Below are 22,214 nucleotides of genomic sequence, written 5' to 3'. Positions count from 1 at the left end.
CCGAACGATGCGCTCATCTAAAGAAGGGAGCATCTAAAGAAGGGAGCATCGGATGGAACCCCAAAAGTGGATTCCACTTCCCGCGTCCGATGCTCTAGGACATCCGCTCCCGGGAGGCCATCGGCGCAAGGTCGAGTGCCGCGCCCCCTTGTCGTGGAAGCAGCGCTCTTGTTTGGCGTAGCCGCATTTTTGGACGGCGAACCGAATCCACTTCGCCGAAAATGGCTCCGACGTTCAGCCGCGCCTCTCTGCGTTCCAGGTGCCGGAGCAGACCCGCCCGCCGGACGTCGTCCAGGTGCCCCGGCCCCAGCCGTCCGAGAGCTGCCCTGTGACATGGGCGCGGTCCTGGCCGTGCGCGATGCTGGCGGAGACGGAGCCGTTCGGGCGGACCTGGCCGTTCACGTCGAAGCGTTCCTGTCCGCCGTAGCGCGCGCGGCCGTTCTGCACGATCACCGGATAGCGATAGGCGCGGTCGCAAGCCCCCTGTTCGGTCACGACCTCCACGCTCCAGGTGCCGTCGAATTTCTTCGTCTGCGCGTGGGCCTCGGGCGCGAGAGAGGAAACCGCCAAGACCGTCACGCCGAGCCAAACCATCGTCCGCATCGAGAACTCCATGCTGCCAAGACAGGCCTGGATAACGTGAGGTTGAGGGAGGGGTTCCTGGGGCGAGACGGCATGAAAAAGCCGCCGCATCGGACGGATACGGCGGCCTCAGGCTGCAAATTCGGCTCAGCTCTGCGCGAAGCTGGAACGCTTTTGCGCGCTCCAGCGGCCCGAGCAGCCATAGCTGTCGACCTTCCAGACGCCGGAGCCGGACTGGCTCGACAGGCTTCCCGAGGCCTGGCCCTGGGCGGCGCTGCTGCGGATGTCGAGATTGATCGCGCCGTTGGAGCCGATCTGCCCGTTGATCACGGCCGGAGCGGCTCCTGGAGCGCCCTGGTAGCGGACATTCCCCCGCTCGACGGTAATGGCATAGGTGTTGGTGCCGCAGATCCCTGAATCCGTCACCAGCTGCACCTGCCAAGTTCCGTCATGCATGGTCTTGGGAGCCGCGACGGCGCCGCCGATGATGAGACCGAGGCTTAAGCCCAGCGCCATCGTCTTGATGAAGTTCATGAACCGTGGTCCTCCCGGTGTCGCAGCCGGGAAGACGCCATAAGCTCAGGCGCAGGCCTTCTCGAGGGCCTCGCTCAGAAGCTTAAGGGTGTCGCACCCGGTATAGATAAAAGTGGTGATGCCGGCGCGAGTCAGCTGTTCTTCGCGTTCGCCCGCGCGACCGGCCATGTAGATAACCGAAGATCCTGCGTCCCGCAAGGTCTTCGCTGCCTCTTCTGCATGCGCCACATAAATGTCATCGGACGAACAGATACATGAAAGCTTTGCTTTACTGTCGATATAGGCTTGGCGAAGCTCGGCTGGATCGGAAAATCCATCATTCATCAGGGCTTCGATGCCGCCGGCCTCGAAGACGTTCTTGGCAAAGCTCGCCCGGGCCGTGAACGCGGAGACCGGCCCGAGATTGGCCAGAAACACCCTCGGGCGCGCGCCCGTCCGGGCCAGATGCGCGTCCGCCCAGTCGCGCAGGCGCTCGAAGCCTTCAGCCGTGCGCCGCGACGGCAGCGGCGTCACCGTCACGGCGGCCGGGCCGGGCTGCGGCGGCGGCGCAGGAACGGCCGGCCGCAGCACCGCCACCGGCGCCTCGTGCAGGTTCGGGAACGCGCTCGTGCCGGTGATCGGCTCCTGGCCGGTCGCAACCGCCCGCTCGCGCCGGGCGCGCACCGCCGCGATCCGGCCCTGCAGCGCGCCCTGCTGCAGGCTCGCGACCAGGCCGCCCTCGCGCTCGAGCGCCTGCAACAGGCCCCAGGCGCGCTCGCACAAGCCCTCGGTGAGCGCCTCGAAGCCGCCGGCGCCGGCGGCCGGATCGGCCACGCGCCAGAGCTGGGCTTCCTCGAGCAGGATCAGCTGGGTGTTGCGCGCCAGCCGGCGCGCCAACGCATCGGGCAGGCCCAGCGCCGCCGTGAACGGCAGCACCGTGATCGCATCCGCGCCGCCGATCCCGGCCGCGAAGGTGGCGAGCGTGGCGCGCAGCAGGTTCACCCACGGATCGCGCCGCGTGGTCATGCGCCAGGCGGTCTCCGCGTGCAGGCGCAGCGGGCGCGGCGCCAGGCCGCAGGCCTGCTCGATCCGGGCCCAGAGCCGGCGCAGCGCCCGGAACTTCGCGACCGTCAGGAACTCGTCGGCATCCGCCACCAGCAGGAAGGCCAGGCTCTGGCGCGCGGCATCGAGGGAATGGCCCTGCGCCTCAAGCGCGCGCAGATAGGTCAGCGCGGTCGCCAGCACCGCCGCCAGCTCCTGCGCCTCGCTCGCGCCCGCCTCGTGGTAGGCGCGCCCGTCGGCCAGGAAGGCCCGGCCGGCAAAGCCTTTTGCGCTCAGATCCGCGAGCACCGCGCCCATGCGGGCCGCCACCGCGTCCCAGGGCGCGGAGAGGTGTCCCAGCGCGGCCATCGCACCGAGCGGATCGAGGCCGAGATCGAGCGAGAGCTCGGCGAGCCTGTGCCCGCGCTGTTCGGCCAGCGCGACGAGGCGCTCGGCCATGACCCGGCCGTGGCCGCCGGCATCGAGGCGCAGATGGATCAGGTCGAGCCGGATCTCGGCGAGCGCCTGGTCGAGGGCTGCGGGCGTGGCGGCCGCGACGCCGAAGCCGCGCGCGGCCGGGGCGTGGCGGGTGACCAGGGTCAGCGCGTCCGCGCCGCCGTCGAGATCGGCGAGGGCGAGATCGCGGGCCGTGGCGGGCTCGGGATGGTCCATCCGCTGCGCCACCCGCCAGCGCCCGGCCTCGGCGCGCGCGATCCCGGCCGCGCCCTCGGCCTTGGGATAGAGCGGCTCGATCGCAAGCCCATCCTGGCTGCGCGCGACCAGCGTCTGGGCGAAATCGGCCCCCTTCAGCACGGCCTCGACCCGCGCAAGCCACTGCTCGCGGGTGGCGGCAGGAAAATCAGCGGCAAAAGACACATCGTCCATGGGGATCCCCGTCCGGATAGGGCACAGCGTGGGTTGCGCCGGAAGATAGTGGCTCGGACGGGATGTGGGAATGCCCTAAAGGGCGTGGAAGAAAAGAGCGGTCACGCGCATGTCCGCAACGTTCCGTCCGGATTGCACCCTCGTTATCCCTGGGTTCGTCCCGGGGATCCACGTCTTTTGGCACTGCGGCTCCAGGACGTGGATGGCCGCGACAAGCGCGGCCATAACGAAAAAGGGCAAGAGCATCGGACGTGAAAAGTGGACTCCACTTTTGGGATCGAATCCGATGCTCCCTTCTTGGAAAAAGCGCATCGTTTAAGCGAAAAACCGAATCCACTTTTTCGCACGATGCGCTAGGACATAAGCGCTTCGGCTGACCTCAAACGAATTGCGACAGGCCCGGGATGGAGCCCATGATCGTGCCCATCGTGTCCTCACCGGCCTTCTCCCGGCCATAGGCGAAGAGTTCCTTTCCAAGCGGCTGCATCTGGCCCATGGAGACGCCGATGCCCATGAGTTGGCCGCCGAGCGCCATGACGCCGCCGCCCAGGGAGCCGATCATGCCCATCATGCCGCCCCCGCCGCCGGAATTGGCCTCGTCGATGGCGTCCTGCGCGCCCGGGAGAGCGGCGATCAGCTGGTTGACCTCATTCTGGGGCCCTTCCTTCTGCAGATAGCCGAGGATGAGGCCGATGGCTTTGCGAGTCGTGGCTTGATCGAGGCCTGTTTTCTGCGTGATGCGTTCGATGAGCTCGTCCATGCGATTCTCCTGTGCTGCTCCGACGTAATGGTTTAGTTCTAAACTATCTATGTGGGAAACCCCAATCGAAAAGTCCCGGAGTGGAAACTAGCGACAGGACTTCTAAGATCCTTGGATGGAATCGGGAGAGACAGCATGCTCGCGGACGGCAAGATCTTCATCGGCAAAAGCACCAAGCCGGAATACCTGGATTTGGCGCTCGCCAACCGCCACGGACTGATCACGGGCGCCACGGGCACCGGCAAGACCGTTTCGCTGCAGGTACTGGCGGAAGGATTCTCCAGCGCCGGTGTCCCCGTCTTCGCGGCCGACATCAAGGGCGATCTCTCCGGCATGGCGGCTCGCGGCAACGGCAAGGCGCCTCTCGTCAAGCGGGCGCAGGATATCGGGATCGAATACAAGCCGGACAAGTTCCCGGTCGTGTTCTGGGACATCTTCGGCGAGCAGGGTCACCGCGTCAGGGCTACGATCTCCGAGATGGGCCCGCTGCTTCTCTCGCGCCTGCTCGATCTCAACGATACCCAGGAAGGGGTGCTCAACATCGCCTTCCGGGTCGCGGACGAGCAGGGCCTGCTGCTGCTCGACCTGAAGGACCTGCGCGCGCTGCTGCAGCTCATCTCCGACAATGCGAGCGAGCTCACCACGACCTACGGCAACGTGTCGAAGGCCACCATCGGCACGATCCTGCGTCAGCTGCTGGTGCTCGAGAACCAGCGCGGGGACGAGTTCCTCGGCGAGCCGGCGCTCGACATCAAGGACCTCATGCGCACGGACCGCGACGGGCGTGGCATCGTGAACATTCTGGCGGCCGACAAGCTCATGAGCAATCCGCGCCTCTATGCGACGTTCCTGCTGTGGCTCATGTCGGAACTCTTCGAGGAGCTGCCGGAGATGGGCGATCTCGATCAGCCCAAGCTCGTGTTCTTCTTCGACGAGGCGCATCTTCTGTTCAGCGATGCGCCGAAGGCGCTGCTCGAGACCGTGGAGCGCGTCGTGCGCCTCATCCGGTCCAAGGGCGTGGGCGTCTATTTCATCACGCAGAATCCGGTCGATGTGCCGGAGACAGTGCTCGCGCAGCTCGGCAACCGGGTGCAGCACGCCCTGCGGGCCTATACGCCCAGGGAGCAAAAGGCGGTACGCGTCGCGGCCCAGACCTTCCGGCAGAATCCCGCCTTCGACACCGAAAAGGCGATCATGGAGCTCGGCGTCGGCGAGGCCCTGGTCAGCATGCTCGAAGGCAAGGGCGCGCCCTCCATGGTGGAGCGCACCTTGATCGCGCCTCCCATGGCCCAGGTCGGGCCGATCGATCAGGCCGAGCGCCAGCAGATCATCGCGGCCAGCCCGCTGAAGGGGAAATACGACCAGCCCATCGACCCGGAATCGGCCTACGAGATGCTCGCCAAGCGCGCCGAGAAGGCGGCCGCCGACGCCAAGGCGGCCGAGGGCGGAGGCGGTATCTTCGACATGCTCGGAGGCCTCTTCGGAACCTCGGGGCAGCGCAAGGGAAGCCTCACGGTCGGCCAGCGGGTCACGCGCGAGGTGACGCGCACCGTCGTCAACCAGACGATGGGCACCATCGCGGCGGAGATCGGCAAATCGATCGGCGGCCGCCAGGGTGGCTCCATCGGCCGCGCCATCGTGCGGGGCACGCTGGGCGGGCTGCTGAGGCGGTAGCGCACGGTTCCTTCCTCTCATCCCCCGCTGGCGGGGATCAATATCCGCCGAGGTTTCAGGAAAGAGCGCGGCGGCGCCCGCTCGCCTGTAGGGCGATACGTGAGGGGAATGCATGCCCACCTCTGCCCCTTGCCCCTTGCCCCTTGCAGGCTGTCCATCTTCGGCGCACCTTGCGGCGCAACCGGACAGATTCTTCCAACCCAAAGGACCGCCATGTCCCAGCTCGACCAAGTGCTTTCCAAGATCGATTCCGATTTCGACGCCTCCCTGGAGCGCCTGTTCCAGTGGCTCAAAGTGCCCTCGATCTCCACCGATCCGGCCTACAAGGACCATTGCCGCATCGCCGGTCAGTGGCTCGCCGACGAATTGAAGACCATCGGCATCGAGGCCTCCTTGCGCGAGACGGGCGGGCATCCTGCCGTCGTGGCTCATGCCAAGGGCGAGGCGAAGCCGCATGTGCTCTTCTACGGCCATTACGACGTGCAGCCGGTCGATCCGCTGGAGCTATGGGACGAGCCGCCCTTCGAACCCCGCATCGTCACGCTGCCCGACGGGCGCAAGGCGATCAGCGCCCGCGGCTCCTCCGACGACAAGGGCCAGGTCATGACCTTCGTCGAGGCCTGCCGCGCCTGGAAGGCGGTGACCGGCTCGCTGCCCATCAACATCACCTTCCTGGTGGAAGGCGCGGAGGAGGACGGCTCCAAGTTTCTTCCCGAGTTCATCGAGGCCAACAAGGACGAGCTGAAGACCGACGTGGCGCTCGTCTGCGACACGGGCATGTGGGACCGGGATACGCCCGCCATCACGTCGTCCTTGCGTGGCATGGTGTACGAGGAAGTGATCGTGCGCTGCGCGGACCGCGACCTCCATTCGGGCACGTTCGGCGGCGCGGCGCGCAACCCGATCCACGTGCTGTCCAAGATCATCGCGGCCATTCACGACGAGAACGGCCGCATCACGATCCCGGGCTTCTACGACGGCGTTCCCGAGACGCCGACGCAGGTTCTGGAGCAATGGAAGGGCCTGAACCTGACGGAGGAGGAGTTCCTCGGCCAGATCGGTCTGAAGCATTCGGCCGGCGAGAAGGGCCGCATGCTCATCGAGCAGATTCAGTCGCGCCCCACCTGCGACGTGAACGGCATCATCGGCGGCTATACGGGCGAGGGCACCAAGACCGTGATCGCGGCGGAGGCGCGGGCCAAAATCTCGTTCCGCCTCGTGGGCGATCAGGATCCCGCGAAGATCTCCGAGAATTTCCAGGCCTTCGTGCGGGAGCGCATCCCCGCCGATTGCTCGGTGGAGTTCATCAGGCACAAGGGCTCGCGCGCGCTCGCGCTGCCGCACGATTTTCCGGCGCTCACCGTCGCGAAGGCCGCGCTGCATGACGAGTGGAGCCGGGAGCCGATCGTCATCGGCATGGGAGGGTCGATCCCGGTCGGCGGCGACTTCAAGCGCATCCTGGGCCTCGATACGCTCTTCGTGGGCTTCGGCCTCGACGACGACCGCATCCATTCGCCGAACGAGAAATACGACCTCCAGAGCTTCCACAAGGGCACGCGCTCCTGGGCCCGCATCCTCGCGGCCCTGGCACGTTAAGTTCACCCGGCAGGCTTATCCCCGCGTCGCGCCGGTGGTCTTTCCCATGTCGTCCTGCCCGGCCTTGTGCCGGGCATCCACGTCTTCGAACCGTTGAGTCAGGGAAGACTTGGCAAGGAAGACTTGGCAAGGAAGACTTGGATGGCCGTGACGAACAGGCCATGACGGGAAGGAGGCGGGCGGCCGACAATCCTCACAGGAGCCCGTCCAGAGCGTCGATGACGGCGTGCGGCGCGAGGTCCTCGTACTCGTCGGGCAGCCCGAGCCGGTTCACCCAGATCGCCGTGAAGCCGAAGGCCGCCGCGCCCGCAACGTCCCACCGGTTCGAGGAGACGAAGACGATCTCGTCTTCGTTGAGAGACAAGGCCTCGATCGCCATCTGATAGGCATCCGGGCTCGTCTTGAACACTTTTGCGCCATCCACCGAGAGCACCGCGTCGAGATAGGCAGCAAGATCGGCCGAGGCCACCGCGGAGCCGAGCATCCCAGGGTCGCCGTTCGACAGGATGGCCGTGCGAAGGCCCCGTGACCGCAAGCCGTCGAGGGCCGCGCGCACCTCGGGATAGGCGTCGAGGGTGCGGTAGGCGTCGAGCAGGAGAGGGCGGACCGAGTAATCCGCCGTCGGGCAGCGGGCGAAGGCGTAATCGAGGGCCTGTTCGGTGAGCGCCCAGAACGTCCGGTAACGCCCGGCCAGGGACAGCACCCAGGAATATTCGAGCTGCTTGGCGCGCCAGATCTCGGACAATCGCGTCCCCTCCGGGCCGATCTGCCCCGCATGGCGCGCGACCGCAGAATGCACGTCGAACAAAGTCCCATAGGCGTCGAAGACGACGGCTTTGCTCCCAGGCGGAATGAGGGGCAGCGACATACTCCGGGTCCTCGAACCAGGGGAGGCCGATCAGGACTGATCATCCCCACTCATGCATTTCATCACAAGACTTTATCCTGTCCAAGCTCCTCAGACGATTGACGGGGGTGACGCAAAGGGATTCGATAGGGCAGGTATTCTGACCCAAAAGTATTCTGACCCAAAAGGATGAGGACAGTGGCTTGGTATTCGCAGACCTGGAACTGGTTCAACGGCGCATGGCATGAGGGCAACCCGCCCCTGATCGGACCCCGGTCCCACGTATCCTGGCTCGGTTCCTCGGTGTTCGACGGCGCGCGCGTGTTCGAGGGTGTCATGCCCGATATCGACCTGCATTGCGCCCGCGTGAACCGTTCGGCGACCACCATCGGTCTGAAACCCACCATGGACCCGCAGGCGATCGTCGAGCTGGTGCGCGAGGGCGTGAAGAAATTCGCCCCCGGCACGGCGCTTTACGTAAAGCCCATGTACTGGGGCGAGGCCGAGGGCCTGGCCACCATCGCGCCCGATCCGGAATCGACCCAGTTCTGCCTCTCGCTCTTCGAGGCCCCCATGCCGGTGCCAGGCGGCATGTCGGTGATGAAGTCGAGCTTCCGCCGCCCGACCCTGGAATCCATGCCCACCGATTCCAAGGCGGGCGCCCTCTATCCGAACAATGCCCGCGTGATCCGCGAAGCGAAGGAGAAGGGTTTCGACAACGCTCTGGTTCTCGACGCGCTCGGCAACGTGGCCGAGACCGGCACGACCAATATCTTCATGGCGAAGGATGGCGTGGTCCATACGCCGTTCCCGAATGGCACCTTCCTCAACGGCATTACCCGTCAGCGCGTGATCCAGCTCCTGCGCGACGACGGCGTAACGGTCGTCGAGGGCGCGCTGCGCTACGAGGATTTCGCCACGGCCGACGAGGTCTTCACCTCGGGCAATTATTCCAAGGTGATGCCGGTGCTGCGCATCGACAGCCGCGATCTCCAGCCCGGCCCGTTCTATCGCCGCGCGCGCGAACTCTACTGGGCCTATGCCCATTCACAGCCCGCAACCAAGGCTGCTTGAACGTCGCTCCGTCCTCCGCCGTCTTCCGCCTTCGTGGGGATGATTGCGGGCTCCGGTGCCGTTCCCGCAGCCACAACGAAGTTGTGAACTGCAGACTGCAGCCCGCGCCCGACATCCGCCCTAAATGGCTCCGGCATCCGCGTCCTGCCGGAGCCTCCGATGCGTCCCATTCTGACCAGCCTTTTCGCCCTCGGCCTCCTGACGGCGCCGGCCTTCGCCGAGCCCGTCGATCTCGAACTCGTCTTCGCTGCCGATGGCTCAGGCTCCATTGACGACGACGAGCTGCGCCTGCAGCGGAAGGGCTGGGCCGACGCTCTCACGAACCCGGACGTGCTCGCGGGCATCAGGGATGGGCCTCTCGGGGCGATCGCAGTCGCCTTCATGGAATGGGGCGGGCCGAGCTCGCAGGTACTGATCGCCGACTGGCACGTGATCAGGGACGAGGCGAGCGCCAGGGTCTTCGCCGACAAGCTCATGAGCGCGCCGCGCGGAGCCACCGGCTACAACTCCATCTCGAACGCCATCGACTTCTCCGTCCGCCTCGTGGAGCAGAACGCCCACGAGGGCACGCGCAGGGTAATCGACGTGTCGGGCGACGGTCCGAACATGAACGGCAGGTCCCTGGAATACGCCCGTGCGGAGGCGCTCTCGAAAGGCTTCACCATCAACGCGCTCGCGATCCGCCGCCCCGGTAGCGGGCGGCCCGGCGGGCCCGGCGGCCAGCCGCTGGAGGATTATTACGCCCGAAACGTCATCGGGGGGCCGGGGAGCTTCGTGGAGATCGCGGACGAGACGCAGCCTTTTGCAGCGGCGGCCCGGCGCAAGCTCCTGACCGAGATCGCGGGGACCGATGCTCCCTCCTCGAGGAGCGCATCGTTCTCGCGAAAAACCGGGACCACTCTTTCGCACGATGCGCGAACACGCCACGCGGGGATCAGCGCCGCGCGAGCCTCACGCCCATCGCCTTGAGGCCCGCCAGCAGTACGCCGCCATAGATCAGCGCGCCCGCAAGGCCGAGCGCCCCGAGCAGGATTTCGTTCCGCCAGACCGGGAGCAGGGCGGTCCAGCCCTCGAGGGGCGCAGGCGCGAACCAGGTGAAGATGGCCAGGAGCACGCTCGCCGCGACGATGGCGAGGCATGTCCCGCCGAGGGAGCGGTTGGGGGCTGTCCATCCGCGCCGATAGGCGAGCGCGAAGAGCAGGGCGAGGTTGACCCACACGCCGATGGCCGTGCCGAGGGCGAGGCCGACCACGCCGTAGGTGTCCATGAGCAGGATTTTCACGACGACGTTGACGCCCACCGCCGTGAGCGAGGCGATGAGGGGCGTCGCGGTGTCGGAGCGGGCATAGAAGCTCGAAACGGCCGACCGGATGAGGACCGCGGCCGGAAGCCCCAGGCCGTAGGCCGCCAGCACCGCGCCCGAGCGCCGTGCCGCCTCGGCATCGAAGGCGCCGCGCTGAAAGAGGGCGGACATGATGAGGTCAGGCATCAGCAGGAACGCCACCAGGAAGGGCGCGGCCAGGGCGAGCGTCAGGCCGATCGTGCGGTTCTGCGCCGCATACGCGCCGGCTTCGTCGCCCGAGGCGATGCGCCGGCTCATCTCCGGCAGCAGCACGGTCCCGGCCGCGATGCCGATGACGCCGAGGGGGAGCTGGTAGAGGCGATCCGCGTAGTAGAGCGAGGACACCGCGCCCGTGGGCAGGAACGAGGCGATGATCGTGTCCGCGAAGATTGCGAGCTGCACGCCCGCCGACCCGATCACGGCGGGGCCGAGCGCCTTGAAGAAGGTCTTCATCGGCCGGTCCATGCGCGGGCGCTCGATCCCGGGCGAGGCGAGGGCGCGCTTCGTCTCCCACCAGACGAGGACGAGCTGCAGCGCCCCCGAGACCGTCACGCCCCAGGCGGCGGCATAGCCCGCGTTCGGGAACAGGAACACGACCGCGAGCGCCGCGATCATCGCGACGTTCAGGAGAACGGGCGCAGCCGCGGCGGCCCAGAATCGGTCGTGGGCGTTCAGGATCGCCGAGTAGATCGTCACGATGGTGATCAGCAGGAGATAGGGAAACGTGATCCGCGTGAGCGAGACGGCCAGATCGAACTTCGCGGGGTCCTCCGAGAAGCCCGGCGCGAGAAGCCGCACGACGCCCGGCATGGCCAGAAAGGCCGCGACGAGCAGCCCGATCTGCACGATGAGCATCAGGGTCACGATGCGGCCGGCGAAGGATTTCGCTGCCTTCTCTCCCCCGGTTTCGAGCACCTGGGCGTAGGCGGGCAGGAAGGCGTTGTTGAACGCGCCTTCGCCGAAGATGGCGCGGAAATGGTTCGGAATGCGGAAGGCCACGAAGAATGCGTCGGCCACGGGCCCTACGCCCATCACGGCGGCGATCACCACGTCGCGGATGAAGCCTGTAAGGCGCGACACGAGCGTCCATCCGCCGACGGAGAGGATCTTCTTGAACATCGGTCAGGTCCGGTGCGTCTGGTCGTGGACGGGAACGAGGCTGTCCGAGACCTCGGCGGTGCCGCCGATCCGCTCGGCGACCACATAGAGCGGCCGGCGTTTCACCTCCGCGAAGATGCGGCCCACATATTCGCCGATGATCCCGAGCGACATCAGCTGAATGCCGGAGAAGAACATGATCGATACGATCAGGCTCGGAAAGCCGGGAAGGTCGGTGCCGAACAGGAGTGTCCGGATCAGGAAGTAGAGGGCGGCGGCGATCGACAGGAAGGAGATCAGGAAGCCGAGATAGGTCCAGACCCTTAAAGGCACCGTCGAGAAGGCCGCGATGCCGTCGAAGGCGAAGCGGAAGAGTTTCCTGAAGCTCCATTTGGAGGTGCCGAAGCGGCGCTCCTCCACCACGAAAGGCACGCCGGCGCTCTTGAACCCGATCCAGGCGTAAAGCCCTTTCGAGAAGCGGGCCTTCTCGCCCATGGTGCGCAGCACCTCGACGCCCTTCCGGTCGATGAGGCGGAAGTCGCCCGCGCCCTCGGGCAGCCCGATTTCGCCGAAGCGCGCAAAGAGGCGGTAGAACAGGTGCGCGAAGCCGCGCTTGACCCGGGTCTCGTCCGAGCGGTCGGTGCGCTGGCCGTAGACCATGTCGTAGCCCTGCCGCCAGCGCTCCACGAAGGCCTCGATCATCTCCGGCGGATGCTGCAGATCCGCGTCCATGATCACGACTGCCTGGCCTCTCGCGTGGTCGAGGCCAGCCGCGATGGCGATTTCCTTGCCGAAATTTCGGCTGAAGGAGATCGCTCCGACCCGGGACTCCCGCTGACTCAAGGTGCGGATGGCGTCCAGGGTGTCGTCCCGGCTGCCGTCGTCGACGAACACGACCTCCCAGGAAAGGCCGATCCGGTCGAGCACCGGGAACAGGCGCTCGCAGAGCGGCCCGATATTGGCGCTCTCGTTGTGAACGGGAATGATGACGCTGAGCTTGGGCGAGGCCACGATTGGGAAACCCTTTATGATTGTGCGCATCAAGAGCCGAGTTTGGGACTTTGCTCAAGAGCCTATGGACCGGTTCGGAACAGAATGTCGCGTGCCGTGCCGGCTTCCTGTTGCCGCATGATCGTGTCGTAAAACCAGTTCCCACTATCGGGTCCGATGCTCTCACTATAGAGCAGCGCGTCGTTTGAGCGGACCCGGCGGGCCGGGCTAGCGAAAACCGGGTCCACTTTTCCGCACGATGCGCTAGGGTGCGGCAAAGCCGATTTCAGGAAAGCCATGCCTTCATTTCGCAGCGTCATTCTTTGCGCCGACGATTATGGCCTGAGCGACGGCGTCAGCCGGGGGATCGCGGAACTCGCGGCGATGGGCCGCCTGTCGGCGACGGGCGCCATGACCAACATGCCCGGCTGGCGGCGGACCGCGCGGGATCTCGCGCCGCTGAAGGGCCGTATCGGGATCGGCCTTCATCTCAATCTCACGACCGGCGCGCCTCTGGGCGCCATGGCACGGCTTGCCCCCGCCGGGTGCTTTCCCCCGCTCAAGGAGCTGTTGACCCATGCGGTCCGGGGGCAGCTGAAAGGGACCGAAATCCGGGACGAGATCGCGCGTCAGCTCGATGCCTTCGAAGACGCGCACGGGGAACCGCCCTCCTTCGTCGACGGGCATCAGCACGTGCATGTGCTGCCCGGGGTGAGGGGGGCGCTGCTCCTGACGCTTCGGGAGAGGGGCCATGCCGGGCGCGTCTGGCTGCGCGATCCCGCTGATGCGGCGACGTCGATCCTGCGCCGCCCCGTCGGACGCGCCAAGGCACTGGTCGTCAAAGGCTTCGCCCAGGGCTTTTCCCGCGACGCGCATGCGGCGGGCTTCATGACGAACCGGGGCTTTTCCGGGTTCGCGCCGTTCGACCTGTCCGTTCCGGCCGGGCGGATCTTCAATGTCGCCTTCTCGCATATGGGGCCGAGACCGCTCGTCATGTGTCACCCGGGCTATGTGGACGAGGAGCTGCGCGGACTCGATCCGGCAGTCGAAAGCCGGATTGCCGAACTGGATTATCTGAAGTCCGGCGCCTTCGGCGCAGTTCTGGAGGAGCAGGCGATCAGGCTCGTTCCCGGACCATAGAGCAAGCCTTCTGACGGGATCAGAAGGCTTGCTCTTTCTCTTTGACGGAGCATCGTTCGGAGCGACACGCAGGGTCCACTTTTCCGCACGATGCGCAAGCGCCGCAAACAGAACGGGCCCCGCAAGGGGGCCCGCATGACGCAACGATAAACGAGGGATTACTTCGTCGCCGCTTCGAACATTTCCTCGACATGCTCCCAGTTCACCAGGTTTTCGAGGAAGGCCTTGAGATAGTCGGGCCGGCGGTTGCGGTAATCGATGTAGTAGGAATGCTCCCACACGTCGCAGCCGAGGATCGGCTGAGCGCCGTGGACCAGCGGGTTCTCGCCGTTGGGAGTCTTCATGACGGTGATCTTGCCGTCCTTCACGGCGAGCCAGGCCCAGCCGGAGCCGAACTGGCCGACGCCCGCCTGGATGAAGTCTTCCTTCATCTTGTCGACGGAGCCGAGATCCTCGACGATCTTCTTCTCGAGCTTGCCGGGCAGCGCGCCGCCGCCGTTGGGCTTCATCCAAAGCCAGAAGTGAATGTGGTTGTAGTGCTGGCCGGCATTGTTGAAGAGAGCCTGGTTCTTGCCGTAGGAGCCCTTCACGACCTCCTCGACGCTCTTGCCTTCGAATTCCGTGCCTTTCAGCAGGTTGTTGCCGGTGTTGACGTAAGCCGCATGGTGCTTGTCGTGGTGAAACTCGAGAGTTTCGCGCGACATGTAGGGCTGCAGGGCATCATAAGCATAGGGCAGTTCGGGCAGAGTGAACGACATCGGCGTCTCCTTTGGATTGAGCGACCTGTGATGGTTAGTTAAAGCTCCCCGGGCCCAAGGGCAACGGCCCAGGCCCGGACTTTTTTCTGCCCAATCTTTTCATGAGGTTGCCTTTCGCCTATAGAGGCATAGCTTTCCGCTTGAAAACCTTGTTTTGCGTATAATGGAGACGGCATGATCATCGCTCTTCTGGCCCTCGCTTTTGCGATGATCGTTGGCGGGTTGCTGGCTGCTTTCTTCGGATGGGACATCGTTCTGATAGAACGTGGCTGGACGATGGTGATCGCCGGCAGCTTCAGCGCCGCTTGCGGCGCGCTGCTGCTCGGGATCACGGCGGCCGTATCGAAGCTCGCGCGCATCCAGTCCGAGCTCGCCCGCCTTCAGATCGGTTACGACGAAGCGGTTCGTGACGAGGCCTCCGCCTCCACGAACGGGCTCTCGGCGGCCGCTCTCGCCGGAGGCCTGCTGGGCGGGCGCATGTTCGGCCGCGGCGGGACCGCGGAGCCGGAGGCGGCCCAGCCGGACCTGCCGCTTTTCCCGCAGGGCGAAGGATCTGAGCCCGCAGCCGGAAGCCGCGCGGAAGCCGATGGGGAAAAGGCCGGCGAAACCCGTCCGTCCGGACCGACTGTCGACGACAAGGCGCGTCCGGAGGAGGACGAATTCGAGGTCAAGGTTCCGGATTTCCTGCTCGCCGAACGCCGGGAGGAAACCACCGTCGAACTCCGCGACAGGGCGGCCGAGACGTCCTTGTTCGCCGATGAGCCCAAGCTGGCGGAGCCAGAGGAAGAGCATCGGGATGAGCGGGAGCGCGACGAGCCCCGTGAGATTCCGGCCGGTCCGTTGCCGGCCGTCGAGCAGGACGCGGACACGCACGGGAAAGACATCGAAGCGGAGCGCGGCCTCGAGCCGTTTTCCGGAGGCGAGAAACCTGCCGCCGCGCTCGAGGAAGAGGTCGCCGAGGAGAAGGCCGGTGAGGAGAAGGCCGGCGAGGCCCCGCGCCCCGGCGCCACCGTCGTCGGCACGTACAATTCCGGCGACAATACCTATGTCATGTTCTCCGACGGCTCCATCGAGGCGCAGACCCCCAAGGGCGTTTTCCACTTCCAGTCCCTCGACGAGCTGAAGGCCTTTATCGCTTCCGGTGGGGAAGGCGAAAGCTCCGTTACCTGAACAGTGGCGCGAGGGCCCGGAAATCCTCGGTCGCGGCCCTCTCCATCCATTCGAACGCGACCATCTCCGTCGTGACCCAGTGGCAGCCCGCATGAAGCAGGCGCGCGCAGGCCGCCTGGACGCTGTGCAGCGAGCGGCTCGAAACCCCATCGGCGACCACGTAGACGTCGAGACCCATCTCCTTGAAGGCGAGTGCGCTCTGCAGCACGCAGATATGCGCCTCGGCCCCGCAGATCACGAGTTGGCCGCGTCCTTCCCCGCGAAGCAGCGAAACACGCTCAGTGATCGACGGGTCGCCGGCCGAGGAGAAGCTCGTCTTCGACAGAACCGGCGTCGAAGCCGGAAGAGCTTCGGATACGGCTTCGACCGTCGGTCCGAGACCCTTTGGATATTGCTCCGTGACCGTCACGGGCACGCCGAGCCGGGAGGCCGCCTGCAGCAGGATGCCGATGTTCCGGAGCATCGCGTCTCCTTCGTGAATGGCGGGCATGAGCCTGGCCTGCGCATCCACCACGAGAAGATGCGATCGGTTTGCGCTCAACAACATGATGTCTCCTCATCGCGTCGGCGGATGACCGGAAGCCCTTCCTCCGCCATCTGAAAGCTATCCGGATCGACGGCATCGCCGCGCGGCGGCGTCAGTCGTAGCCAGCGAGCCGTTCCTAGAGCCTTTTCCGCAAAAGTGGATGCCGGTTTTGCGAAGAAAAGGCGTCTTTCTCAAACAACAAATGCCTTTCCGTGAACCGAAGTTCATGGAAAAGGCTCTAGCGCATCGTGCGAAAAAGTGGATCCGGTTTTTCGCGAGAACGATGTGCTCTTTCCAAGGTTGGAGCATCGGATTCGATCCAAAAGTGAATTCCACTTCCCGCGTCCGATGCTCTGGCGCATCGTGCGGCACAGTGGACCCGGTTTTCACGTCCGATGCCCTAGGCGTCCGGGTTGAAAAGGGGCGGCGCTCCCGGAATCGGCATGCTCATCGTGAAATGGAGGCCTTCTTCCGGGAAGTCCATGTTCACCTGAGCCTGCAGCTGCGTCGACAGCACGCGCTGCAGCAGGCGCGAGCCGAAGCCCTGCCGGCCTGGGGTGGCGACGCGCGGTCCGCCATTCTCCGTCCAGGCAAAGTGGAGCATGGGGCCGTCCCCGTCGGTCTCAATGGACCAGCGAACCTCCACCTGCCCGCCGAACGTCGATAGAGCGCCGTGCTTGGCCGCGTTGGTCGTGAGCTCGTGGATCGCCATGCCGATGGGCACGGCCGCCTCCGACGGAAGGTCCACATGCGGTCCCTCGATGAGGATGCGATTGCGGGCCTCGTCTTCATAGGGGCCGAGCTCGGTCTCTACGAGCTCATGAAGATCGGCGCGCTGCCAGAGGTCTTCCGTCAGGAGGTTATGCGTGCGCGCGAGCGACACGATGCGTCCGACGAAGCCTTGATAGAACTCGTCGATGCTGGACGACGTGCGCGCGGTCGAGCCCACGATGGCCTGCACCGTCGCCAAGGTGTTCTTGACGCGGTGGTGGAGCTCCCGGATCAGAAGGTGCTGGCGCTCTTCCGCCTGCCTGGCGTGCGTCACGTCGATGTTCGTGCCGACCATGCGCACCGGCTTTCCGTCGGCGTCGTAGATGACGGACGCAATCGTATGGAATGTGCGGGTGCTGCCTTCGGATGGCTGCGCTCGATAGATCAGGCTCAGCTCCGTGTCGCGGCGGGCAATGGCGTCGTACATGACCCGGTTGGTTGTCGCCCGATCGTCGGGGTGAACCTTGTCTTCCCAGCCGGAGATGTCTCCCTTGAACGTGCCGGCAGCGATTCCGAACAGGCGCTCCTGCTCGGCGGTCCAGGTGATGTGGCCGGTCGTCATGTCCCAGTCGAAGACGCCGATGCCTGCGGCCTGCTGGGCGAGCGAGAGGCGCTCCTCGCTGAGGCGCAGGGCCGCTTCCGTTTCCTTGAGGTCGTGAATGTCGACGCTGGTGCCGACCCAGCCGCTGAACTCGCCCTCCTTGTAGAACGGCTCCGCCTGGATCAGGTGCCAGCGATAGGCGCCCGTGTGAGACTGGTAGCGGACCTCGGTCGCATAGGGCGTACGGTCCGCCATGACGCTCTTCAGCTCGTCATGCATGCGCGCCATGTCGTCGGGATGGATCGCCTGCATCCAGCTATGGCCAAGGGCCTCTTCCGGCGGGAGGCCGGAATACTTCGCCCAGCGTTCGTTGGCATAGGTCAGGCTGATGTTCGGGTCGACAATCCAGACGAGCAGCGATTCCGCGATGATGCCGAACCGTGTTTCGGTCTCCCGCAGGCCTCGTTCCGCGCGCGACTTCTCGATGGCGAGCCAGGTCCGTTCCGCGACATCCTCGATGAGCGCCACGTCCTCGCCCGTCCAGACCCGCGGAGCGGCGGAGCTCGTGGAGAGCACCGCCTTGAGATGATCGCTCCTGAGCACGGGCATGCAGACGAGCGATCTGATGTTCATATTGGTGTAACGCGCCTGATGCGCGTCGCCGCGCAGCCGGAGATCCGCCTTGACATCCTCGACGATAACCGGCTCGCCATGCCTGAGGGCGAACAATTCGAATTCGGCGAGCTGGTCGAACTTCTCCACCTTGCCTTCGTTGGAGATGATGCCCTTCGACCATTCGCGCTCGACGACGATGTCGCCGCGCTCCTCGAAGACCTCGCCGTAGCTGGCCGCATCGATATCGAGAAAGCGCGCCAGATGCCGCGCCGCCGTCTCCATGATCTGATGCGGGTCGTCCAGGGTGCCGAGCTGGTCGTTGAGCTCCAGCAGGAATTCCTGGCGGCGCTGGGCGAGGGTGATCTCCTCTCTGGCTCTGTCCCGCTCCGTGATGTCCTGCACGACGCCCAGCGTGTAGACTGGTTTGCCGTTCTGGGCGATCACCCCGCCACGAACGTGAATGCGGCCGGGGCGTCCGTCCGCGCGAATGATGCGGTGCTCGATGTTGAAGTCGGTCCTCGTCTTCAGCGCATAGGAAACCGCCTGATCGATCCGCGCCACGTCGTCGGGATGGAACATCGCCCGCAGCCCGTCATAGGTGAGGGGCGCATCGGGCGGCAATCCGAAATAGGCCTTGAAAGCCGGGGTGCCTGTGACCTCGCCCGTTTCCTGGTCGCATTGCCACGCGCCGAGCCGACTCACGTCGAGCGCCATGCGCAGCTTCGCCGCGTTGAGGCGAAGCGCTGTTTCGGCCTGTACCGCGCGCCGTTCCAGCTCTGCGAGGCGCTGCTCCGGAGTGACGTCGTCCGTTAAGTCTGAATCGACTCGATTCATCATGAATGTACGTTCCCGACGGTTGGAGCCGCTCACACCCCCCGCGCGGCAACTCCGGCTTAGGTCAGACTTGCGGTCGGCCCGCGAAGCCCTCCGTGCATGCGAGCGCGAAGGTGTAGGCCAGCGCGACCTCCTCGAGCCGGTCGAACCGGCCTGCAGCGCCTCCGTGACCCGCGTCCATGTTGAGCTTGAGCAGGATGGGGCCGCCGCCCGTCATCGTTGCCCTCAGCCGTGCGACCCATTTGGCGGGCTCCCAATAGGTCACGCGCGGATCCGTCAGGCCGGCCAGCGCCAGAATCGCCGGGTAGGCCTGAGGCTTTATGTTATCATAGGGCGAATAAGACAGGATAGTCCGGAAGGCCGTCTCGTCGGCGGCCGGATTTCCCCATTCGGGCCATTCCGGCGGGGTGAGAGGCAGCTCGGCGTCCAGCATGGTGTTGAGCACGTCCACGAAGGGGACCTCGGCGATGATTCCGGCAAAGAGGTCCGGTGCCATGTTGGCGACGGCTCCCATCAGCATTCCGCCCGCGCTACCGCCATGGGCCACGATCCGCCCCCGGGAGGTATAGCCGGCCTTGGCCAGTGCCTCGCCACAGGCAATGAAGTCTTTGAAAGTATTGGTCTTCTTTTCGCGCTTTCCGTCGAGATACCAGCGCCATCCCTTTTCCGTGCCGCCTCGGATATGGGCGATAGCATAGACGAAGCCCCGGTCCACCAGGGACAAGATGCTCGTGCGGAAGCTCGCAGGCATCGACATGCCGTAGGAACCGTATCCGTAGAGCAGGCAGGGGGCCGAGCCGTCGAGCACCGTCTCCCGGCGGTGCAGGATCGAGATCGGCACCTGCTCTCCGTCCGGCGCCGTGGCGAAGAGGCGGCGGGTGACATAATCTGCCGGGTTGTGGCCGCTCGGAACCTCCTGGCGCTTCCGCAGCGTCCGTTCACCTGTCCGAAGATTGTAGTCGGTCACCTCGTTCGGGGTCGTCAGGGACGAGTAATGGTAGCGGATCACGTCCGTGTCGAACTCGTAGCCGGGCGTGAACCCGAGGGAATAGGCCTCCTCGTCGAAGGCGATACTCTCCTCCCGACCGGTGGCGATCTCGCGCAGCACGATCCGGGGGCTGGCATTCTCGCGCTCCAGACGGACGAGATAGCGAGCGAGCGCCACCACCGAGAGAATCATGATTCCCGGGCGGTAGGGGATGAGATCGGTCCAGTTCGTACGCGCAGGGGCGTCCACCGGGGCCGTCACGATCTTGAAGTCCTCCGCCCTGTCGGCATTGGTGAGGATGATCAGGCGGTCCCCGTGATGCTCCACGTCGTATTGCAGCTGAGGCGTGCGCGCCTCGACGAGACGAGGGCGCGCGGCGGCGTCGGACCGGTCGAGGAGCCAGACCTCCGAGGTTTCATGGTCGCTGGCCTCGATCAGCACGAAGGCGTCCGACTGGGTCACGCCGAGCTTCACGAAGAAGCCCGGATCCTTCTCCTCGTAAATGGTCTGATCCTCGGCCGTATCCGAACCGAGGAGATGGCGCCGGACGCGCACCGGGCGGTGATTCTCGTCGAGCTCGACATAATAGAAGCCGGAACTGTCGTTGAGCCACACCACGCCCCCGGATGTCTGGGGCACCTCGTCGGGACGATCCGTGCCGGACCCGAGGTCGCGGACGCGGATCGTGAAATACTCGGAGCCCTTCACGTCCGAACCCCAGGCCAGGAGCTTGTGGTCCGGCGAATGATCCGCTCCGCCCAGATCGAAGAAGGCGTAGCCCTCGGCCTCCTTGTCCCCGTCGATCATGATGGCCTCGCCGCCGCCGTCCCGGTGCTGGCGGCAGACGAGAGGATGCTGCCCGCCTTCGCGGTAGCGGCTGAAATAGGCGAACGGGCCGTCGGGTTGCGGAACGGTGGAATCATCCTCCTTGATGCGCCCGCGCATCTCGGCGACGAGCCGGGCCTGGAAGTCCTCGGTCCCGGCGAAGGCTGCGGAGGTATAGGCGTTTTCCTGCTCGAGGGCTTTGCGGATGGCCGGATCGAGGGCGGCCGGGTCCTTCAGCACGTCCTTCCAGTTCTCCGCCTTGAGCCAGGCATACGGATCCTGGATTGCCACCCCGTGCACGTCGAAGCCGTGCGGCCTTGCGGGCGTGACCGGCGCGGGGGGCAGGAGGCGATTGGACGGGGGGCGCTCGAGTTTCATGAAATCATCCGGATCGGAGGCTTAGGGCAGGGCGATTATGCATACATAACTCGGATTCCCCATGTGGGGTCCGTGCCGGGGCGTTGCCGCGCGGTATGCTTGTCCGTAGGGCGGCGCCATTATAGCTACTTCTTCTGATTCACAGAGCGCCGAATTCAATATTGTGCTGCTTCGAGGCGTTGGTGGGTTTCCCGTCCGTTAAACCTGGGTTTATTGCACACTGAAAGTTGACCCCAAGTTTTCCAAAGTTTTCCTTTTATTGATCTTGTGTTTCAAACGAATTTGACATACCTGATCGGACAGGAACGATTGCCGCGCGTTTACAGTGCGGTTTAAGAAAGAGGCAAGCATTGCTTGCGCGATGACTGCTCAGAATTCCAGGCTGAAAGGCATTTGAGCTGTCATTGAGGGCCGGAAAGGAAGAAAATCAAAATGAGCGACAATATCGCTGCGTCAAACTACATTGAGCTGGCTGCGGACATCGTATCGGCGTACGTGAGCAACAACTCTGTTCCGTCGGGCGACCTGCCCACGCTGATCAACGAAGTCCACTCCGCTCTCATGCGCGTCGGCGGCGGCACCGTCGAAGCTCCGGTCGAAGCTCCGAAGCCCGCCGTTCCGGTGAAGAAGTCCGTCACTCCTGACTACATCGTCTGCCTGGAGGACGGCAAGAAGTTCAAGTCGCTGAAGCGTCATCTGCGCACGCAATACAACATGACTCCCGAGCAGTACCGCGAAAAGTGGGCTCTGCCGGTCGATTACCCGATGGTGGCTCCGAACTACGCCAAGGCCCGCTCCGAGCTTGCCAAGGAAATGGGCCTCGGCCAGCAGCGCCGGAAGCGCCGTTCGTCGCGCAGCAGCAGCTAAGCCGCTTGACGGAGAAGACCTTGGAAAGCCGCCCCTTCGGGCGGCTTTTCGCATAGGCGACCTATGGGCGACTCGCGCGAGAGAATGTTCACTTCTTGGCGCCAATGGGCCCGGGAAGGGCGCTGTCCGACTTATCCCCGGTCTTATCAACAGTTTTGAATCCCGTTGACAACTAGGAATATGCGCCCACTATCAGAAGCGGAGGGGTGAACCTTTCTTTCTTTGTTTTCGAGAACAAATCATGAACAAAAGTGATAAAGAACGACTTCCTCAAGGCACTGCCCCGGCGGGACGTCGCAAGGGCCGGTCACCGGGAAAGATCAAGGGAACAAGGCCGGCGAGAGGGCGGGACGCATCCGCAACCCAGAGCAGAGGGGCGGATTGCCTCTCGCGAGCGGC

General features: G+C 65.1%; 18 protein-coding genes. 7 read left to right on the top strand and 11 right to left on the bottom strand.

What is annotated here, in order from left to right; genetic code table 11:
• Positions 1-234: 234 nt before the first annotated feature.
• From AB8841_RS24535 to AB8841_RS24520, 4 genes are all read right to left on the bottom strand, one after another.
• Positions 235-603, bottom strand: coding sequence for a hypothetical protein (locus AB8841_RS24535; RefSeq protein WP_370438376.1), 369 nt, complete (start codon positions 601-603; stop codon positions 235-237).
• 126 nt (positions 604-729) lie between these two features.
• Positions 730-1,116 carry a hypothetical protein gene (locus AB8841_RS24530; RefSeq protein WP_370438375.1) on the bottom strand — a complete coding sequence of 129 codons (387 nt, stop codon included), beginning with the start codon at positions 1,114-1,116 and terminating at the stop codon, positions 730-732.
• 45 nt (positions 1,117-1,161) lie between these two features.
• A complete protein-coding gene (locus AB8841_RS24525; RefSeq protein WP_370438374.1) occupies positions 1,162-3,021 on the bottom strand; it encodes a methylmalonyl-CoA mutase family protein in 1,860 nt (619 codons plus the stop codon).
• 379 nt (positions 3,022-3,400) lie between these two features.
• Entirely contained in the window at positions 3,401-3,781 is a 381-nt protein-coding gene (locus AB8841_RS24520; RefSeq protein ID WP_370438373.1) for a DUF2267 domain-containing protein, read from the bottom strand.
• A 135-nt stretch (positions 3,782-3,916) separates the two neighbouring features.
• On the opposite strand from AB8841_RS24520, the gene AB8841_RS24515 reads away from it, so the two are divergent.
• Positions 3,917-5,455, top strand: coding sequence for a helicase HerA-like domain-containing protein (locus tag AB8841_RS24515; protein ID WP_370438372.1), 1,539 nt, complete (start codon positions 3,917-3,919; stop codon positions 5,453-5,455).
• Between the two features lie 213 nt (positions 5,456-5,668).
• Positions 5,669-7,051 (top strand): dipeptidase, encoded by a 1,383-nt coding sequence (locus AB8841_RS24510; RefSeq protein ID WP_370438371.1) that lies wholly within the window; start codon positions 5,669-5,671, stop codon positions 7,049-7,051.
• 193 nt (positions 7,052-7,244) lie between these two features.
• On the opposite strand, the gene AB8841_RS24505 is transcribed toward AB8841_RS24510, so the two are convergent.
• Positions 7,245-7,919: a haloacid dehalogenase type II gene (locus tag AB8841_RS24505; RefSeq protein WP_370438370.1), complete on the bottom strand. Its 675-nt coding sequence runs from the start codon at positions 7,917-7,919 to the stop codon at positions 7,245-7,247.
• 168 nt (positions 7,920-8,087) lie between these two features.
• Here AB8841_RS24505 and AB8841_RS24500 point away from each other — a divergent pair, with 168 nt between their 5' ends.
• Together AB8841_RS24500 and AB8841_RS24495 are read left to right on the top strand one after the other, a co-directional pair.
• Positions 8,088-8,972 carry a branched-chain amino acid aminotransferase gene (locus tag AB8841_RS24500; RefSeq protein WP_370438369.1) on the top strand — a complete coding sequence of 295 codons (885 nt, stop codon included), beginning with the start codon at positions 8,088-8,090 and terminating at the stop codon, positions 8,970-8,972.
• A 159-nt stretch (positions 8,973-9,131) separates the two neighbouring features.
• The gene (locus AB8841_RS24495) at positions 9,132-9,941 is read left to right on the top strand and encodes a DUF1194 domain-containing protein (protein WP_370438368.1); all 810 of its coding nucleotides are present in this window, start codon (positions 9,132-9,134) and stop codon (positions 9,939-9,941) included.
• On the opposite strand, the gene murJ is transcribed toward AB8841_RS24495, so the two are convergent.
• A complete protein-coding gene (gene murJ, locus AB8841_RS24490; protein ID WP_370438367.1) occupies positions 9,907-11,433 on the bottom strand; it encodes a murein biosynthesis integral membrane protein MurJ in 1,527 nt (508 codons plus the stop codon). The two genes, AB8841_RS24495 and murJ, sit on opposite strands and share 35 nt — an antisense overlap.
• A 3-nt stretch (positions 11,434-11,436) precedes the next feature.
• Positions 11,437-12,423 (bottom strand): glycosyltransferase family 2 protein, encoded by a 987-nt coding sequence (locus AB8841_RS24485; RefSeq protein WP_370438366.1) that lies wholly within the window; start codon positions 12,421-12,423, stop codon positions 11,437-11,439.
• A gap of 276 nt (positions 12,424-12,699) precedes the next feature.
• Between AB8841_RS24485 and AB8841_RS24480 the strand changes: the two genes are divergently transcribed.
• On the top strand, positions 12,700-13,542 hold the full coding sequence (locus tag AB8841_RS24480) for a ChbG/HpnK family deacetylase (RefSeq protein WP_370438365.1): 843 nt from the start codon (positions 12,700-12,702) through the stop codon (positions 13,540-13,542).
• Positions 13,543-13,700: 158 nt separating this feature from the next.
• Here the strand turns inward: AB8841_RS24480 and AB8841_RS24475 are convergent, their stop codons facing one another.
• Positions 13,701-14,300: a superoxide dismutase gene (locus AB8841_RS24475; protein ID WP_370438364.1), complete on the bottom strand. Its 600-nt coding sequence runs from the start codon at positions 14,298-14,300 to the stop codon at positions 13,701-13,703.
• Positions 14,301-14,474: 174 nt separating this feature from the next.
• Here AB8841_RS24475 and AB8841_RS24470 point away from each other — a divergent pair, with 174 nt between their 5' ends.
• The gene (locus tag AB8841_RS24470; RefSeq protein WP_370438363.1) at positions 14,475-15,470 is read left to right on the top strand and encodes a hypothetical protein; all 996 of its coding nucleotides are present in this window, start codon (positions 14,475-14,477) and stop codon (positions 15,468-15,470) included.
• Here the strand turns inward: AB8841_RS24470 and AB8841_RS24465 are convergent.
• The 3 genes from AB8841_RS24465 to AB8841_RS24455 form a co-directional block, all read right to left on the bottom strand.
• A complete protein-coding gene (locus tag AB8841_RS24465; RefSeq protein ID WP_370438362.1) occupies positions 15,463-16,017 on the bottom strand; it encodes a hydrolase in 555 nt (184 codons plus the stop codon). The genes AB8841_RS24470 and AB8841_RS24465 overlap by 8 nt on opposite strands.
• Before the next feature lie 379 nt (positions 16,018-16,396).
• Positions 16,397-18,760, bottom strand: coding sequence for a PAS domain-containing protein (locus tag AB8841_RS24460; RefSeq protein ID WP_370438361.1), 2,364 nt, complete (start codon positions 18,758-18,760; stop codon positions 16,397-16,399).
• Positions 18,761-18,821: 61 nt separating this feature from the next.
• Positions 18,822-20,948, bottom strand: coding sequence for a S9 family peptidase (locus tag AB8841_RS24455; protein WP_370438360.1), 2,127 nt, complete (start codon positions 20,946-20,948; stop codon positions 18,822-18,824).
• 432 nt (positions 20,949-21,380) lie between these two features.
• On the opposite strand from AB8841_RS24455, the gene AB8841_RS24450 reads away from it, so the two are divergent.
• Entirely contained in the window at positions 21,381-21,815 is a 435-nt protein-coding gene (locus AB8841_RS24450) for a MucR family transcriptional regulator (RefSeq protein ID WP_370438359.1), read from the top strand.
• Positions 21,816-22,214: the final 399 nt, after the last annotated feature.

This window comes from Microvirga sp. TS319 (assembly GCF_041276405.1).
Lineage (GTDB): Bacteria > Pseudomonadota > Alphaproteobacteria > Rhizobiales > Beijerinckiaceae > Microvirga.
This window is presented reverse-complemented; position numbering and strand designations above follow the sequence as displayed.

Bases quoted from the DNA above. Each gene is read 5' to 3' on its own strand.
- AB8841_RS24535 (WP_370438376.1), bottom strand. From the start codon at position 603: ATGCGGACGATGGTTTGGCTCGGCGTGACGGTCTTGGCGGTTTCCTCT.
- AB8841_RS24530 (WP_370438375.1), bottom strand. From the start codon at position 1,116: ATGAACTTCATCAAGACGATGGCGCTGGGCTTAAGCCTCGGTCTCATC.
- AB8841_RS24525 (WP_370438374.1), bottom strand. From the start codon at position 3,021: ATGGACGATGTGTCTTTTGCCGCTGATTTTCCTGCCGCCACCCGCGAG.
- AB8841_RS24520 (WP_370438373.1), bottom strand. From the start codon at position 3,781: ATGGACGAGCTCATCGAACGCATCACGCAGAAAACAGGCCTCGATCAA.
- AB8841_RS24515 (WP_370438372.1), top strand. From the start codon at position 3,917: ATGCTCGCGGACGGCAAGATCTTCATCGGCAAAAGCACCAAGCCGGAA.
- AB8841_RS24510 (WP_370438371.1), top strand. From the start codon at position 5,669: ATGTCCCAGCTCGACCAAGTGCTTTCCAAGATCGATTCCGATTTCGAC.
- AB8841_RS24505 (WP_370438370.1), bottom strand. From the start codon at position 7,919: ATGTCGCTGCCCCTCATTCCGCCTGGGAGCAAAGCCGTCGTCTTCGAC.
- AB8841_RS24500 (WP_370438369.1), top strand. From the start codon at position 8,088: ATGAGGACAGTGGCTTGGTATTCGCAGACCTGGAACTGGTTCAACGGC.
- AB8841_RS24495 (WP_370438368.1), top strand. From the start codon at position 9,132: ATGCGTCCCATTCTGACCAGCCTTTTCGCCCTCGGCCTCCTGACGGCG.
- murJ (WP_370438367.1), bottom strand. From the start codon at position 11,433: ATGTTCAAGAAGATCCTCTCCGTCGGCGGATGGACGCTCGTGTCGCGC.
- AB8841_RS24480 (WP_370438365.1), top strand. From the start codon at position 12,700: ATGCCTTCATTTCGCAGCGTCATTCTTTGCGCCGACGATTATGGCCTG.
- AB8841_RS24475 (WP_370438364.1), bottom strand. From the start codon at position 14,300: ATGTCGTTCACTCTGCCCGAACTGCCCTATGCTTATGATGCCCTGCAG.
- AB8841_RS24470 (WP_370438363.1), top strand. From the start codon at position 14,475: ATGATCATCGCTCTTCTGGCCCTCGCTTTTGCGATGATCGTTGGCGGG.
- AB8841_RS24465 (WP_370438362.1), bottom strand. From the start codon at position 16,017: ATGTTGTTGAGCGCAAACCGATCGCATCTTCTCGTGGTGGATGCGCAG.
- AB8841_RS24460 (WP_370438361.1), bottom strand. From the start codon at position 18,760: ATGATGAATCGAGTCGATTCAGACTTAACGGACGACGTCACTCCGGAG.
- AB8841_RS24455 (WP_370438360.1), bottom strand. From the start codon at position 20,948: ATGAAACTCGAGCGCCCCCCGTCCAATCGCCTCCTGCCCCCCGCGCCG.
- AB8841_RS24450 (WP_370438359.1), top strand. From the start codon at position 21,381: ATGAGCGACAATATCGCTGCGTCAAACTACATTGAGCTGGCTGCGGAC.